The following is a 14,755-nucleotide window of genomic DNA, read 5'->3' as shown; positions in this document are numbered from 1 at the left end:
ATATGTTTAAATTGCTGTTATATTCATTTCTCCATGCGCCTCAAAGTAAATCTCTTATTGATTTTTCTATCCCTGACCTGTTGGGGAACTGCGCAATTTGTAGATCTGAATGAAAGCCGTTATTTAGACAGTATAGAGGCGATTATAAAGCAGCCGCAAAAAGAAACGACAGACAGTATAAAGGCGATGGCCAATCTAAGGTTATCTGACTACTGGTCAGCTAAGGATACGATGAAGGCCATCCATTACCTGCAGTCCGCTAAAAGATTGATGCATAATAACAGTTTCCTCAATGCGGTCTATCCTTATTTTCAGGGAGGAATACTCTTTGAACGCAATGTGGATTCAACACAAAAACTGTATATGCGCGCTGTCAGTCTTCTATCCGAGATAAAATCACCGGATAGTTATTATTTCCGGGCTCAGGCATGGAACAATTTCTGTGTTTTGGAACAGATGAAGGATCATAAAGAAAGGTATCTGGATCTGATGTTGAATAAGGCCATCCCGATGGCGGAGGCTTCAGGCAGAAATGATGAATTGGGACTTTTATACGTCAATGTTGCGCTCGCATTCTCTAACACCAATAATTACGTCAAAGCGGATACATATTTTTCCCTTGGATTACAGTCTATCCGCAAAGGGCCTTATTATCTTAATTCGATATCTGCCTATTGTTATCTGCGCAGCAGCAGAAATAAGCTGTTTATGGGACAGACCAAAATAGCCAAGTCAATGCTGGATACCGTTTACAGCATTATCGCTCCTTATCCGAAGTCTGATAATTTTTTAGATTATTATGAGTATTTAGGGATGTATTACAGGATGGAAAAAGAGCACGATGCTTCTATTGAAGCACTCAATAAAGGCCTTGCGCTTAGTAAAGAGTTAAATGCGGTATATAATACATATTCCATCCGATTTCAGCAGTACAAGACTTATACCGATCAAGGTAACTATCGTCATGCCAGAAATGTACTGGATGCCATTATGCATAGTCCGGTTGTGTCGCGCGCGGGTAATCGCGTTCTTTGCTACTATGAAATGGCCAAGACCTATGAAAGGCTTGGTGATTATAGGGCGGCCTACGGTTGGATGCAGCGTTATTCTTCCCTGCAGGACAGTTTACACCAGGAGGACATCCAGGGAAAGATCAACGCATTGGAAATAAAGTTCAGGACTTCAGAAAAAGAAAAGAAAATCCTGGCCTTACAGGGGGAGAATAGTCAAAGGGAGTTGGATCAGCAGAAAGCCAAATATACCAGCAGGCTGTTGCTGGTTATATGTGGTTTCCTGGGATTGCTGATTTTACTGGCAATCTTTTATTACAGGCATCAAAATAAGCTAAAGGAAAAAGATCATAAAGGCCAGTTACGCGTGCTGGAACAGCAGCGACAAATACAGGTTACCGAGGCGATGCTGGAGGGAGAAGAAAAAGAGAGAGTGCGTATGGCAAGAGATCTGCATGATGGGTTGGGCGGGATACTGGCCGGTGTCAAATTAAATCTATCGGGTTGGGTCGATGATACCCGGGAAAGGTCAAAAGATCCGGAACTTATAAAGACCATGCACCAGTTGGATAACGCTGTTTCTGAGCTAAGGCGTATCGCCCGCAATATGATTCCGGAGACGCTGTTAAAATTTGGTCTCAACCAGGCACTCAAAGACCTTGTGGCGTTTTATGATGGCCCACAAACGCAGATAAATTTCCAATATTTTGGTATTAAAAATCATTTAAGTGTGTCAATGCAACTGAATATCTACCGCATCATTCAGGAATTATTGTCCAATGCAATCAAGCATGGAGAGGCCACACAAATAGTTTTGCAATGCAGTCAGAATGAGAAGAACTTTCTGATTACGGTTGAAGATAATGGCCGCGGTTTTGACACCGGCCAGTTACAAAAAGTCAAAGGAATTGGATTACATAACCTTAAAAGCAGGGTCGACTTTCTTAAAGGTAGAATGGAAATAATTTCCAGCCCGGGAGAAGGTACGACTGTCAATATAGAAATAGAAATATATGAAACAAACTGATATTTATATTGCAATTGTCGAAGATCATCCTATCGTAGTGGAAGGGCTCAAAAATATGCTGGATAAAGAGCCTGGTTTTGTCGTGACAGGTACTTTTGATTCATCGAACGGACTGATGCAGCATATTGCGGACAAAGCTGTAGATGTCATTTTGTTGGATATAAGCCTTCCGGAGACCAACGGCCTGGAACTCTGTAAGAATATTAAATTGAAATGGCCCGATGTTGCTATTCTTATTCTTAGTAATCATACGGAAAGAAGTATGATCATGCAGTCTATTCAAAATGGTGCGAAGGGGTATTTATTAAAGAATGCTTCCGTGCAGGAAATTATAGAGGCCGTCCGCGCTGCGATGGATGGCCGGCTCATTTATTCGAAAGAGGTGCAGGAGATTATTGCACAGCCATCCAGACGAGACTTATTAGGCGTTACATCTATTACCAAAAGGGAGAAACAGATATTAAAGATGATCGCTGAGGGGAAGACAAGCATTCAGATCGCTGAAGAATTGTTTTTGAGTAATTTAACGGTTGATACACATCGCAAAAATATGCTTCAGAAGTTTGGTGTAAAAAATACGGCCGAATTGATTATTGAAGCAACGCGACAAAATTTATTATAATATCGATTTTGTTTAAAACGCTGAATTGCTGCAGCTTTTGGCGGATCAAATGCCATTAAATATTATTTTCGTAACTTTGCGGAGCAGTTTTCCCAAATAAAGATGGGAATATGCGTCAATCATCAACAGATAAGCTATCAGGCTGGGCTTCGGTTTATCATTTTTTTTAGCAACACTCTTCTTTATTTTTACCCAGCACTTACGCGAGAGAGAAAAAGCATTGCACATCTTGCTTTTATTTTGGATGAGTGGATTAACAAGTGGTGGCGTCTGGCTACCGACATTATCATGAAAGATACACGTATAATTACGCCCGATGAGCAATTGTCATCGGAGGAGCTGACTAAGTTAACATCATTCTTATTTGAACATCTGGAAGAATATGGCGATGAGAAATCTGCCATTGAAAAAGCCGTTCTATATGCAAATTCCAGTGATACACCTGGTGGATACCTGATTGAAGTTTTGGAGGAGGGCAGGTTGCTTTCGGCTGCAGTCATCAATAAAACGGGAATGGGAGAATATATCCCCGAAAATATTCTGGTTTATCTTGCCACCCATAAACAACATAGGGGGCAAGGCCTGGGAGGGCAATTGATGCAAAAAATGGTAGATGTGGTTGAAGGTGATATCGCCTTGCACGTAGAGCCGCAAAACCCTGCCAGGAAACTATATGAGAAGTTTGGCTTTGGCAATAAATATTTAGAAATGCGTTTAATTAAAAAATAATCCATGGCTTTTATAACACTCAATAAGAAGAAACTTCGGGAGAATTACGGAAAGCTGGATGCATTGTTTAGAAGTAAAAATATAGAATGGGCTGTTGTCAGTAAACTGCTTTGTGGTAACAAGAAATATCTGGAAGCTGTCATAGACCTGGGAGTGACGCAGATCTGTGACTCCAGAGTGACCAACCTAAAGGCAATCAAGGCGATTAAGCCTTCTATCGAAACAGTATTCATCAAGCCGCCTGCCAAAAGGTCTATTCAAGGTGTGGTAGAATTTGCGGATATTAGCTTTAATACAGAACTGCAAACTATCCGCCTGCTTTCAGATGCTGCGGTTAAAATGGGTAAGATACATAAGGTGGTGATCATGATTGAACTGGGAGAACTCAGGGAAGGCGTTATGCGGGAGCACCTGGTTGATTTTTACAGTGATATATTTAAATTGCCGGGCATCGAGGTCATTGGAATTGGTACAAATCTTACTTGTATGTATGGCGTATTGCCTAATCATGATAAACTTATTCAGCTTTGTATTTATAAACAGCTTATAGAAACGAAGTTCAACAGGAAAATACCTTATGTATCGGGAGGCGCTTCAGTCACGATCCCTTTAATTGAAAATGGCCTGTTGCCGGCTGGTGTTAATCACTTCAGAGTGGGGGAAACGCTGTATTTAGGAACTGACGTTTATCATAACACCACTTTCGACCAGATGCACAATGATGTATTCAAATTGTACGCAGAAGTTATTGAGGTAAATGAGAAGCCCATGGTTCCTATGGGTGAACTGGGGCATAATCTGACTGGTGATGTATTACAGTTCGATCAACAAAGTGCTTCAGGAAGTGCACACCGGGCGATTGTTGATGTTGGCCTGCTGGATATTGAGGCTGAACATTTTAAGCCGGTAGAGGCCGACATGCATATTGTCGGTTCCAGTTCGGATATGACAGTAATCGATCTGGGCAGCAACAAAAAAGGCATTAAAACGGGCGACCTGATAGAGTTTAAAATGGATTATATGGGCATCCTGCGTATTATGCATTCCAAATACATCGATAAAAAGTTTGAAACGGAGGTCAAACCCTACACAGAGGCTTAATGTTTTATTAATTCACCGGCTGATTTTAACAAAGGAGATAGGGCTGGCAAATCATGTAATTCATTGGTTAGTAGTATATTGGATAATGCCCTACTGGATGGGCCTGTGTTTTGCCCTGTTTAATGATCCTGCTTGGTATGCTTTTTGAATTTTCGCTGGTAAGCAAACAATTTATTCGTTATGAAACAAAATGTAAATTCAATCGATCGAGAATCTCCTATACACAACCGGCAAATGAACAGGCTTTCCGTGGTTACCACTGACAGATCAAAGTGGGCTGCCGCCACTAAGTTTCGCTGGATTTTATGGATGGCAGTGCTACTTAGTGCGGCTATCCTGTTTGGATCTTGTAAGAACAGTGGCGCTTCAGATTCACAGATCGCTCCTTCAGATACAGCTGGCCTGGCCGCTTTTAATGCACAAAAAGCCGCAGATTCAGTCGCTGCCCTAAACGGGGAAGCGCCTGACGGAAATGGGGTAACTGACAATGGCGCAAACCAGGCTTTCACCTCAGGTGGCGACAATGACGCCTACACTGGCAGTGAGGATGAAGGCGGTGCTATCAAATCTGTGAACGACGACAATACGGGCGGCGACTATATAGATGATAACAGTGCAGGGGCAACTGCAGGTAATACGGAAGTAGCTGCCGACCCGACACAGACATCGAATACAGAAGCGAGAACCACCCAAAAGAAGAAATTCAGCAGTGCTGCTAAGGGGGCTGTCATAGGCGCCGGATCCGGTGCTGTACTCGGAGCTATTATTTCCAAGAAAAACCGTGGATTGGGCGCTGTAATCGGCGCCGCGATCGGTGGAGGCGCCGGATACGGCATAGGAAAACATAAAGACAATAAAAGAGAACAGGAAGGTCAATAAGACCTGTTCCCAATATTGATGTATAATACCGTTGACTGGAAGGTTTGATCTTTATAGATCAGGCCTTCTTTTTTGGGATAACGATAAACTTTTTTTAATCTTATAAATATTTTAGTATCAATTGAAGAAATTTCCATTAATTTTGGTGATACTATGACCAAGAGAAACTCCCGGACTTCTGCGCCGGTAAAACTAAATAATACGATTGGCGCCTCGGCTCTTCAGCAAACGATAGAAACGCTGGATGTATTTGGTGCCAGAGAACATAACCTGAAAGATATTGATATCCATATTCCTAAAAACAGGATGGTCGTGTTTACGGGTGTGTCTGGCAGCGGGAAGTCGTCATTGGCCTTTGATACCATCTATAATGAAGGTCAAAGAAGGTACATGGAGAGCTTTAGTGCCTATGCCAGGCAGTTTATGGGAGATATGGAAAGGCCTGATGTGGATAAGATCACGGGGCTCAGCCCAGTCATTTCAATTGAACAGAAGACCACTAACAAGAACCCGAGATCGACCGTCGGTACGGTTACAGAGGTCTATGATTTTTTACGTTTGTTTTTTGCCCGTGTGGCGGAAGCCTATAGTTATAACACGGGGAAGAAAATGGTCAAGTTCAGCGAAGAAGAGATCGTATCGGATATCTATCTCAGGCAAAAAGGCCAAAAAGCGGTGATTCTGGCACCTGTTGTCAGGGGTAGAAAAGGACATTACCGGGAACTCTTCGAAGAGATCCGCAAGAAAGGCTTTGTCAAAGTACGGGTAGATGGTGAGATCCAGGATCTGAAGCCGCAAATGCAGTTGGACCGTTATAAGATTCATGATGTAGAGATCGTCATTGACCGGATGAAGATAACCGAAGATATGCAACCCAGACTGTCTTCCAGTATTCAGCAGGCTCTTAAACTGGGAAAAGACCTGGTTTTCGTCCTGGTGGGTGATAATGAAACGCTTGCCCAGTATTCCAGACAATTGGTTTGTGCGGACACGGGGATCAGTTATGAGGAGCCTTCGCCCAATTCTTTTTCTTTTAATTCCCCCTATGGCGCTTGCCCGCAATGCAGGGGGCTGGGAGAGATTTATGCCGTTAGCGAAGAATTGATGTTGCCGGATAAAAAGTTAAGTATAAAGAAAGGTGGCCTTGCTCCATTGGGAGAGGAGCGGAGTGCAAGCGTTTATCAACAGGTTGTGCAATTTAGTAAAAAACATAAGATCCCATTGGATAAGCCTTTGGAAAGCCTTTCGAAAAAGGAGCTGGATTTACTGCTGTTTGGGGATGGTGACGCACAAAAAACTTTTGAAATAGACGGGCAGGACGACAGCATTCCTCAGGTGTATACAGGAAGTTACGAAGGAATGGTTCCTATGCTAAAAAGATGGTTCTCCGCCTCTGGTAGTTCTGATCATCTCCGGGATTGGGTATCCGGTTTTATGGAACTGCGTCCTTGTAATATGTGCGAAGGACAGCGGTTAAGGAAGGAAAGCCTCTGGTTCTGGATCGATAAACACAATATTGCCCAATTAGGTGATATGGATCTCGAGGAGCTTGCCGGCTGGTTTACAGGGCTGGAAAGCCGACTCTCCAAGAAACAAAATGTTATTGCTAAAGACATATTAAAGGAAATCAGAGAAAGACTACAGTTTTTGCTCGATGTAGGGCTTACTTATCTAACACTTAACAGGCCGAGCCGGAGTTTAAGCGGTGGGGAAAGCCAGCGCATCCGGCTGGCCACTCAGATTGGCTCTCAATTGCAGGGGATTACCTATGTATTGGATGAGCCTTCTATCGGACTTCATCAAAGGGACAATCATCGTTTGATTACGGCATTGCAGCATTTGCGGGATATAGGCAATAGTGTACTGGTTGTAGAACATGATAAAGATATTATGCTGGCATCTGATTATCTGGTGGATATAGGCCCAAGAGCCGGTCTCCACGGTGGCGAGATCGTGTTTTCCGGAACGCCCTCCGAGGCGCTTAAAGCTCATACGGAAACAGCCCGCTTTTTAAACGGAGAAAAAGCCATCGAAATACCAGAAATGCGCAGACCCGGTAATGGCAAATGGATTGAGATCAAAGGTGCCAGTGGCAATAACCTTAAAAACGTCCATTTGAAATTACCCCTGGGCAAGCTCATCGTTGTGACAGGTGTCAGCGGTAGTGGTAAATCAACCTTAATCAATGAGACATTATATCCTATTTTGTCTAAACATTGTTATCACTCTAAAATGACGCCTCTTCCTTATAAATCAGTCAAGGGGCTGGAAAATATTGATAAGGTGATAGAAATTGACCAGTCGCCTATTGGCAGAACGCCCAGAAGCAACCCGGCTACCTATTGCGGTTTTTTTACAGATATCCGACAGTTATTTGCTGCGGTACCTGAAGCCAAGATCCGGGGCTATGCACCGGGGCGGTTCTCTTTTAATGTCAGAGGGGGCAGATGTGATGTTTGTGAAGGAGGGGGAATGCGTGTTATAGAAATGAATTTTCTACCAGATGTGTATGTGCCTTGTGAAAAATGTGGAGGTAAACGCTATAATCGGGAAACCCTTGAGATTCGCTACAAAGGCAAGTCCATCAGTGATGTCCTGAATATGACAGTAGATGAAGCTGTGGAATTTTTTCAGGCGGTTCCTTCCTTATATAGAAAGGTAAAAACCTTGCAAGACGTTGGGTTAGGTTATATCAGCCTTGGACAGTCTGCCGTAACGCTTAGCGGAGGAGAGGCGCAACGTGTAAAGCTGGCCACAGAGCTGGCCAAAAAAGATACAGGTAAGACTTTTTACATACTGGATGAACCAACAACCGGGTTGCATTTTAGTGATATTCGCCAGCTAATGCATGTGATGGATAAACTGGCTGACAGAGGTAATACTGTGCTGATTATTGAGCATAACCTGGATGTAATCAAAGTAGCCGATCATGTCGTCGATTTAGGCCCTGAAGGAGGAAAAGGGGGCGGCGAGATTTTATTTGAGGGTACCCCGGAAGAAATGATTCACTGCAAGGAAAGTTTTACGGCTAAATTTCTGGAAGAAGAATTAAAAGCGACACCTGTCAGGAAAAAAACTGTTGGGGTCCCTGCTGCCAAAAAGAAAGCTGTGGCTCCGTCCGGTAAAAATACTGCTTCAAAAACTAAAGCAAAAGCCGTAAAAAAGAAATAGGTGATGGCTCATGCAGGGCTGCATGGAAAGAAAAATCGCCGGACAAGTATTATTGCCCGGCGATTTTTCTTTAATATTCAATGTACCAGATCTGGCTGGTCAGCACCTATTTCTCTATAGGGTTTTTCTTACCTGCCAGCAGTTTTTCCAGGGTAGAAGCCAGGCGCTTTTGTTTGGTATCGCTGCGTTTTGCTCCTTCAATCCAGGTGACAAATTCTTTTTGATTAGCAGAAGGCAGAGAGCTAAAAAACTCTTTAGCCTTATTGTGTTTCACAAAAAGTGCGTCCAGTTCTGCCGGGATAATGGATAACTTTTTATCAAAGCCTTTGGCACGGGGTGTTTTGGTGGCGATAGGTGCAGATTCAGCGGGTTCCTCTGCCTGTACTTTATTAAATTTAACTGCTCCCCAGACATTATCTAATACGATTTCTTCGGTCGATTTTTCGTAACTGTTATTGCTCAGAATCTCCCAGCAATCAACCCGGTTCAAATCACTTACAATCTTACTGGAAGATTTTGGATAGGCGATCCAAACTTTACTGTTCCCATGCAGGGCCGGAAACACATCTTTTAATATACAACAAAGCTGCTGATGGTTAATTGCGAAAACCAGCGCAAAATCAATTTTCTTATTCCTTAATAAAGGGGTTACATTTTTACTGAAAGAAACCTTTGCAAATTGTTTTTCTATAGAAGAAGGTAAGCCTTGTATAAGTATGTTCTTTTCGTTAGTTAATTGAAATTGCTCGTACAAATCTAGATGGGACATTCCTTAATTGTGGTTTAAGGTTAAAAAAACAAATACATGCAAAATTACACTATTTAAGGTAAAAAATCGATATGAACCAGCCGTCCAGGCAAAGTTGAACAATGTTTTAACTTTTTTAACGTGTTATTTAGCGTTAATATCAAAAATTAACGCGCTTTATAATAGCGTTCTGCCTCAGGCATTAATCTTTTAATATCGGCGATTCTGGTGGCATTTGTGGGATGACTGCGTAGTAGGGTCGGTGTGTTGTCTGCACCTCCCATTTTTTCCATTCGCTGCCAAAAAGTGATCGCTTCCTGCGGATTATAACCTGCCATCGCTGCAAAAATCAACCCGTAATGGTCTGCTTCTGACTCCTGTTTCCTGGAATTGGGCAAAATTACGCCCATTTGCGCTGTTGGCGCGTACACTGTATTGAATACGTTGGAAGCTATTTTGTTAGAACCCTTGGACAACACACTACCCACAATATTTCCGCCGATAGCAGCTGCCTGCTGTTGGCTGACCCGCTCCTGACCATGGTGCAGGACAGCGTGAGCGATTTCATGGCCCATTACAATGGCCAGGCCTGCTTCATTTTGAGCGACAGGCAACAGGCCTGTGTATACGACAACCTTACCGCCGGGCATACACCAGGCATTCACATCCTTGGACTGTACCAGATTGAATTCCCATTTATAACCGCTCAATTCATTGGAAAGGCCTTTTTGCGCGTAATATTTTGTGATAGCAGCGGCAATCCTTTTGCCAACCTTCTGCACCACATCATAGTCTTTTTTGTCCACTGCTGCGGTAACCACTTTATTCTTAGAAAGAAAATCCTTGTATTCGGTGAGTGCTTGCGTCTGTAGGGAGCTCTCTGAAGTCAGCATGAGTTGACTGCGGCCGGAAATGGCATTGCGGGTGCAGCCAAAAAGTGTAATAAGTCCTAAAGCGCTAAGAGACAGTTTCTTGAGTAACATAGTACTAGTATTTAACAGTAAAGTAGAAGTGAATTAAATTGGCCGGGATACCTTATTAAAGGGTATTGCGACTTATTTGTTAAAATCAATATCCGTACCAAAAAGAATGCTTGTTTGGTTGCCAACCATTATTTTTCCTCCACAAAATCTGCTGATTCCATCGGTAGGGGGATCGAAGGGTGAAATACTGATTGTTATGTTTTTATATAAAGTCTATGCCGTAGTTGGACCACAGAAATACGAAGCAGGCTGGTCCGGGTATTAGGAATTTTCGGTTTCTTCCTGATTTTTATTGCCTCTGCGACGATTTTTGCGACGGTCTCTGAATTTTAAGATCGGGACCTTACTTTCTGTGCCTTTTAGAATGCGATTGATATTTTTCTGATGAGTCAGTACCAGCATCAATGCTACCGCAATGGAAAATATTCGGTAAAAGGTTGAATCGTCGTTAAAAATAAAAAGGATCAGAATGGCAAATGCGACGCCCGATAATATAGAACTCAATGAAACAAAGCGCGTCAGGTATAAGACCAGAATGAATACACCGACGCAGAGCCCGGCAACCGCAGGTTGGATGGCGAGAATCATTCCAAATAAAGTAGCGACTCCCTTGCCGCCTTTAAATCCGGCCCAAAGCGGGAAGATATGTCCCACAACTGCCGCAAGCCCCAATCCGATCATCAGATTGGTCCGCTGCATGCTGTCATGTAAAGCATACTTCTGCAGGGTAAAAACCAATAAAGCTGCCGCTGCGCCCTTCGACACATCCACCAGCATGACAATAGTACCCCATTTAGGGCCGAGTACCCTGAATGTATTGGTCGCGCCCGCATTTCCACTACCATATTCCCGGATATCAATACCAAAAAAGTGTTTGCTCACCCATACAGAAGTAGGTATAGAGCCAAGCATATAGGCTACCAGTAAAAGTAATATCTCTTGCATTAATAGCTTTTCGTCAGAAATTATAAGTCACAAATATAACAGCTTATTGCCAATTATAGACAATGTCGATGAAAAATTGACATTTATAAAGTACAAAAAATAGCCTTTTAAGATATTTTAACAACCTGTGTGCAATCCGGCCGGAAGCTAAAATCTGTGCGATATAAATTTCGAAGGGGTTGCTAACCAATGAACCTATGTGGTTTTCCTAAAATGGATAGTGGTCCATTGTGCCTTATATACTGAAGTGAGATAGGTTAAACCTAATTGGATAAACAGTGCTTTGATGTCTTGCTCATCTTCCTTCAATAGCCCGCTGACCAGCAAATCTGCATCTGGGCGCAAGGAGTCTGCCAGGATTTCTCCATTGGCAATAATCACATTTCTGTTGATATTTGCGAGGATGATTTCATATTGATCTCCCGTGGCTGCGGTGTGCGCTTTTTTGACCGTGATATGGTGGCAGTTATTCCGCAGGATGTTTTCTGTTGCATTTTCGATAGACCAGTCGTCATTATCGAGTGCAACCACTTCTCTGGCGCCTAGTTTATTGGCCAGAATGGCAAGAATTCCTGTTCCCGTCCCGAAATCCAGTACTTTTTTCCCTGCCCATTCCAATAGCCGCATCTGAGATACCATCATATAGGTGGTGGCATGGTGCCCCGTTCCGAAACTCATTTTCGGCGTAATGAGGATTTCCAGCTCCGTATTGAATTTTTGCTCATGAAAGTCCGCCCGGATAACCACAAAATCATCAACGATAACAGGTTCAAAATTGGATTCCCAAAGCGCATTCCAATTCTGTTGCTGAATATCCTGCTGTTTATAGCTGATATTGTAGGGTGCAAGCAGCTTGTTAAGCAAGGACTCGTCGAACTCAGGCAATTCTATAAATGCTTTAAGTGTCTGCCCGTTTTCCAATTCCTCGAAGCCTGAATAGCCTGCTTCCGCCAGCAGCCCGACAAGAAGATCGAGTTGTCCGTTTTGCAATCCATTTATTTCAATTTCTTTAAAAGAGGTCATATTTTCTGTTTTAATTTTTAAACGGCACACGATTCCGCTTGGGAACATCCAGGCAACCTTTTATAGAGGTGCCGTAAATTCAAAAATAAGACTACTTCACTGAATTATAGATATCCATCCAAAAAATAATGAAGAGGTCATGCCGTTTATGGATTTTCGGTGCGGATGATTCCCCAAAAGTAATAACTTTGATGCTGCTTCTTTCAGGACTTCCAAAACACTATTTATGAAACATTTCTACAAACAGTTTTTTTTGTGCCTGCTTGCCCTGGCAATGACCGCTTTCAGTTTTGCGCAGACCGCAATTGATTTTGAATCACAAGCACCTGGTACGTACTTCGAAGCTGCAAACACAAGCCAGACATCCGCAAGCTATTCGGGCTTTGATTTTACCATTTATTCGACCAGTAGCACTGGTGGTGTATATTATGGTTTTGATCAGGATAATCCTTCGACGTATCCGGAATCGATAGGCTACAATTCTGTCTACATGTATCTGGGGACGCTGGACGGGTCGCCTATGACTGAGATAGATCTGACCCGCACCGGAGGCGGTCTATTTGACTTTAATAAGATCACATTGTCTGCGTATCCATCCGTGCCGGATTATGATGTTCCCTTTGACATATATGTTCAGGGGTTTAAAAACAACTTGGCGGTGACAACAAAAGTTGCACTTAGTACGGTTATTAAAGGACAGGGCGGTTATGCGGTTGCCGTCAATTTTGATCTTACCGGCAATGCCGGTTTTAAAGGAGTCGATAAGGTAGTTATTACTACCAGTATAGTAAACGACTTTATGGCTGTTGACAATGTAAATCTGGAAGCCTTAGATGCCACATCTGTAGACCTGAAGTGGTTTACAGGCCGCCTGACCGGCAACACCGCCAGCTTCAATTGGGCCAGCGGTGTAGAAACGAATTTTGATCACTATGAGTTGGAAAGGAGTTTAAATAATAATACATTTAGTTCTGTGAGCCGGATCGCTGCGAAAGGGAGTGAACAGCAGTACCGGGCAAGTATCGCACAAACCGCCGCCAGGGCCTACTACCGGCTTAGACTAGTGGACATGGGCGGAGCGGTAAACTATAGCAAAGTGATCACGGTTGACCACAAAAATGATCCACAAGGGATCTTTGTTTATCCTAATCCTGCCACTCAGTATATCCATGTATACATACTGAAATCAGGTATTCTGACCATTTATAACGGATCCGGGAAAAAAGTATTGACCCAGGCGCTGGAAACTGGCAACAACGACATTGATGTTACCGGCCTTGCTGCTGGCATTTATTATGGTATAGTGAATGGCTTTAACGTGTCTTTTGTGAAGAAATAATACGGGTACAGCGTCCCGGATCGACGCTGATTTTTTGACTGGCTCTATAGCTTTATTGCCGTAGAGCCGGTTTGCATTTTACGGCCTTTATCCTGGTTGGTACAATGGCTGCTTAATTTCAGTTATCAGTCACAATAATTCGGCGTACTTTGCAGGTCCAATCAATCGTTCAAGCGTAGGGTATGGAAGAAGCAATGCAAATGTTTAGTAACCGGCTGACCAAGGTGTTTAAACACCGCAGCAAGCTGGCCAGAAGGCAGCAGATCGAGTGTTATCGCCTTTATGACCGGGATTTGACTGAATTTCCTATCAGTATTGATCTGTATGGAGAAAAAGCCTATGTAAGCATTTATGCTAAAAAAAACACGGATACCAATCAGGAGGATGAGTGGCCGGAACAGAAAGTACATGCCTGTTTCGAGAAGATCAGTCAGGTGACAGGCATACCCGTTGCGAAGATCTATCTTAAGCAGCGTAGTAAAATGAGTCATAGAACTGCCGGCGCACAGTATGAAAAAGTAGACGGTGAAGGACATTTCTTTACAGTGGAAGAGGGTGGATTGAGCTTTAGGATTAACCTGACAGATTATCTGGATACAGGCCTTTTCCTTGATCACAGAGTTACCAGGCAAATGGTACGGGAAGTGGCCCGGGATAAAAACGTGCTGAACCTTTTTTGCTATACGGGCTCGTTTTCAGTCTATGCTGCTGACGGTGGGGCTGCCAGCGTTTGTAGCGTAGACTTATCTAATACCTATCTCAATTGGGCGGAGGAGAATTTCAGGTATAACCGGTTGCTGACACCGTCTACGAAAAGGAAATACAGTTTTATACCGGCAGACGTGAAAGCATACCTGAAGACACTCACGCCAAATTCTTTTGATCTGGCAGTGATGGATCCTCCTACTTTCAGTAATTCCAAAAAGATGAAAGATATACTGGACATCCAAAGGGACCATGTCACGCTGATCAGCGATGTGTTACATGCACTTACTGCCGGTGGACAGCTCTATTTTAGTACCAATTATACACGGTTCGTATTGGACGCTGCAAACATACCGGCCACGAAGATCACGGATATTACCAAAAGAACTACCCCCTTTGACTTTGAAGGGAAATTAAAACGCTGGTGCTACCTGATTGAAAAATAGTCCGTAGCGGCTAAGCAATCTCTGAGG

Annotated in this window: 12 protein-coding genes; 8 read left to right on the top strand and 4 right to left on the bottom strand. The window is 43.2% G+C overall.

The genetic code is table 11. From position 1 onward, the window contains the following. Window positions 1-33: 33 nt before the first annotated feature. The 6 genes from K9M52_RS05570 to uvrA all read left to right on the top strand — a co-directional run bounded on the left by K9M52_RS05570 (window position 34) and on the right by uvrA (window position 8,539). Window positions 34-2,037, top strand: coding sequence for a tetratricopeptide repeat-containing sensor histidine kinase (locus tag K9M52_RS05570; RefSeq protein WP_224071072.1), 2,004 nt, complete (start codon window positions 34-36; stop codon window positions 2,035-2,037). Beyond that, on the top strand, window positions 2,024-2,659 hold the full coding sequence (locus K9M52_RS05565; RefSeq protein WP_224071071.1) for a response regulator: 636 nt from the start codon (window positions 2,024-2,026) through the stop codon (window positions 2,657-2,659). Before K9M52_RS05570 ends, K9M52_RS05565 begins: the two co-directional genes overlap by 14 nt. A gap of 240 nt (window positions 2,660-2,899) precedes the next feature. Continuing rightward, the gene (locus K9M52_RS05560) at window positions 2,900-3,388 is read left to right on the top strand and encodes a GNAT family N-acetyltransferase (RefSeq protein WP_224071070.1); all 489 of its coding nucleotides are present in this window, start codon (window positions 2,900-2,902) and stop codon (window positions 3,386-3,388) included. Window positions 3,389-3,391: 3 nt separating this feature from the next. After that, a complete protein-coding gene (locus K9M52_RS05555; protein ID WP_224071069.1) occupies window positions 3,392-4,489 on the top strand; it encodes an alanine racemase in 1,098 nt (365 codons plus the stop codon). Between the two features lie 180 nt (window positions 4,490-4,669). Beyond that, window positions 4,670-5,368 carry a YMGG-like glycine zipper-containing protein gene (locus K9M52_RS05550; RefSeq protein WP_224071068.1) on the top strand — a complete coding sequence of 233 codons (699 nt, stop codon included), beginning with the start codon at window positions 4,670-4,672 and terminating at the stop codon, window positions 5,366-5,368. A gap of 153 nt (window positions 5,369-5,521) precedes the next feature. After that, window positions 5,522-8,539, top strand: coding sequence for an excinuclease ABC subunit UvrA (gene uvrA, locus K9M52_RS05545; RefSeq protein ID WP_224071067.1), 3,018 nt, complete (start codon window positions 5,522-5,524; stop codon window positions 8,537-8,539). Between the two features lie 106 nt (window positions 8,540-8,645). On the opposite strand, the gene K9M52_RS05540 is transcribed toward uvrA, so the two are convergent. From K9M52_RS05540 to prmA, 4 genes are all read right to left on the bottom strand, one after another. Next, entirely contained in the window at window positions 8,646-9,308 is a 663-nt protein-coding gene (locus tag K9M52_RS05540) for a YdeI/OmpD-associated family protein (RefSeq protein WP_224071066.1), read from the bottom strand. A gap of 146 nt (window positions 9,309-9,454) precedes the next feature. Continuing rightward, window positions 9,455-10,270: a M48 family metallopeptidase gene (locus tag K9M52_RS05535; RefSeq protein WP_224071065.1), complete on the bottom strand. Its 816-nt coding sequence runs from the start codon at window positions 10,268-10,270 to the stop codon at window positions 9,455-9,457. Window positions 10,271-10,531: 261 nt separating this feature from the next. Further along, window positions 10,532-11,215: a glycerol-3-phosphate 1-O-acyltransferase PlsY gene (gene plsY, locus K9M52_RS05530; protein WP_224071064.1), complete on the bottom strand. Its 684-nt coding sequence runs from the start codon at window positions 11,213-11,215 to the stop codon at window positions 10,532-10,534. 195 nt (window positions 11,216-11,410) lie between these two features. Beyond that, window positions 11,411-12,238, bottom strand: a complete 828-nt coding sequence (gene prmA / locus K9M52_RS05525; protein ID WP_224071063.1) for a 50S ribosomal protein L11 methyltransferase — start codon at window positions 12,236-12,238, stop codon at window positions 11,411-11,413. Window positions 12,239-12,464: 226 nt separating this feature from the next. Between prmA and K9M52_RS05520 the strand changes: the two genes are divergently transcribed. Together K9M52_RS05520 and K9M52_RS05515 are read left to right on the top strand one after the other, a co-directional pair. Next, the gene (locus K9M52_RS05520; protein ID WP_224071062.1) at window positions 12,465-13,577 is read left to right on the top strand and encodes a T9SS type A sorting domain-containing protein; all 1,113 of its coding nucleotides are present in this window, start codon (window positions 12,465-12,467) and stop codon (window positions 13,575-13,577) included. Window positions 13,578-13,759: 182 nt separating this feature from the next. After that, window positions 13,760-14,728 (top strand): class I SAM-dependent methyltransferase, encoded by a 969-nt coding sequence (locus K9M52_RS05515; protein WP_224071061.1) that lies wholly within the window; start codon window positions 13,760-13,762, stop codon window positions 14,726-14,728. Window positions 14,729-14,755: the final 27 nt, after the last annotated feature.

Origin of the sequence: Arachidicoccus terrestris, from assembly GCF_020042345.1 — a bacterium.
In the GTDB taxonomy this organism is placed as follows: Bacteria; Bacteroidota; Bacteroidia; order Chitinophagales; family Chitinophagaceae; genus Arachidicoccus; species Arachidicoccus terrestris.
Note: the sequence above shows the minus strand (reverse complement) of the source record. Positions and strands in the feature narration are given on the sequence as shown.

What these genes read in the sequence shown, in the direction of transcription:
- K9M52_RS05570 (WP_224071072.1), top strand. Translation starts at nt 34, where the DNA reads ATGCGCCTCAAAGTAAATCTCTTATTGATTTTTCTATCCCTGACCTGT.
- K9M52_RS05565 (WP_224071071.1), top strand. Translation starts at nt 2,024, where the DNA reads ATGAAACAAACTGATATTTATATTGCAATTGTCGAAGATCATCCTATC.
- K9M52_RS05555 (WP_224071069.1), top strand. Translation starts at nt 3,392, where the DNA reads ATGGCTTTTATAACACTCAATAAGAAGAAACTTCGGGAGAATTACGGA.
- K9M52_RS05550 (WP_224071068.1), top strand. Translation starts at nt 4,670, where the DNA reads ATGAAACAAAATGTAAATTCAATCGATCGAGAATCTCCTATACACAAC.
- uvrA (WP_224071067.1), top strand. Translation starts at nt 5,522, where the DNA reads ATGACCAAGAGAAACTCCCGGACTTCTGCGCCGGTAAAACTAAATAAT.
- K9M52_RS05540 (WP_224071066.1), bottom strand. Translation starts at nt 9,308, where the DNA reads ATGTCCCATCTAGATTTGTACGAGCAATTTCAATTAACTAACGAAAAG.
- K9M52_RS05535 (WP_224071065.1), bottom strand. Translation starts at nt 10,270, where the DNA reads ATGTTACTCAAGAAACTGTCTCTTAGCGCTTTAGGACTTATTACACTT.
- plsY (WP_224071064.1), bottom strand. Translation starts at nt 11,215, where the DNA reads ATGCAAGAGATATTACTTTTACTGGTAGCCTATATGCTTGGCTCTATA.
- prmA (WP_224071063.1), bottom strand. Translation starts at nt 12,238, where the DNA reads ATGACCTCTTTTAAAGAAATTGAAATAAATGGATTGCAAAACGGACAA.
- K9M52_RS05520 (WP_224071062.1), top strand. Translation starts at nt 12,465, where the DNA reads ATGAAACATTTCTACAAACAGTTTTTTTTGTGCCTGCTTGCCCTGGCA.
- K9M52_RS05515 (WP_224071061.1), top strand. Translation starts at nt 13,760, where the DNA reads ATGGAAGAAGCAATGCAAATGTTTAGTAACCGGCTGACCAAGGTGTTT.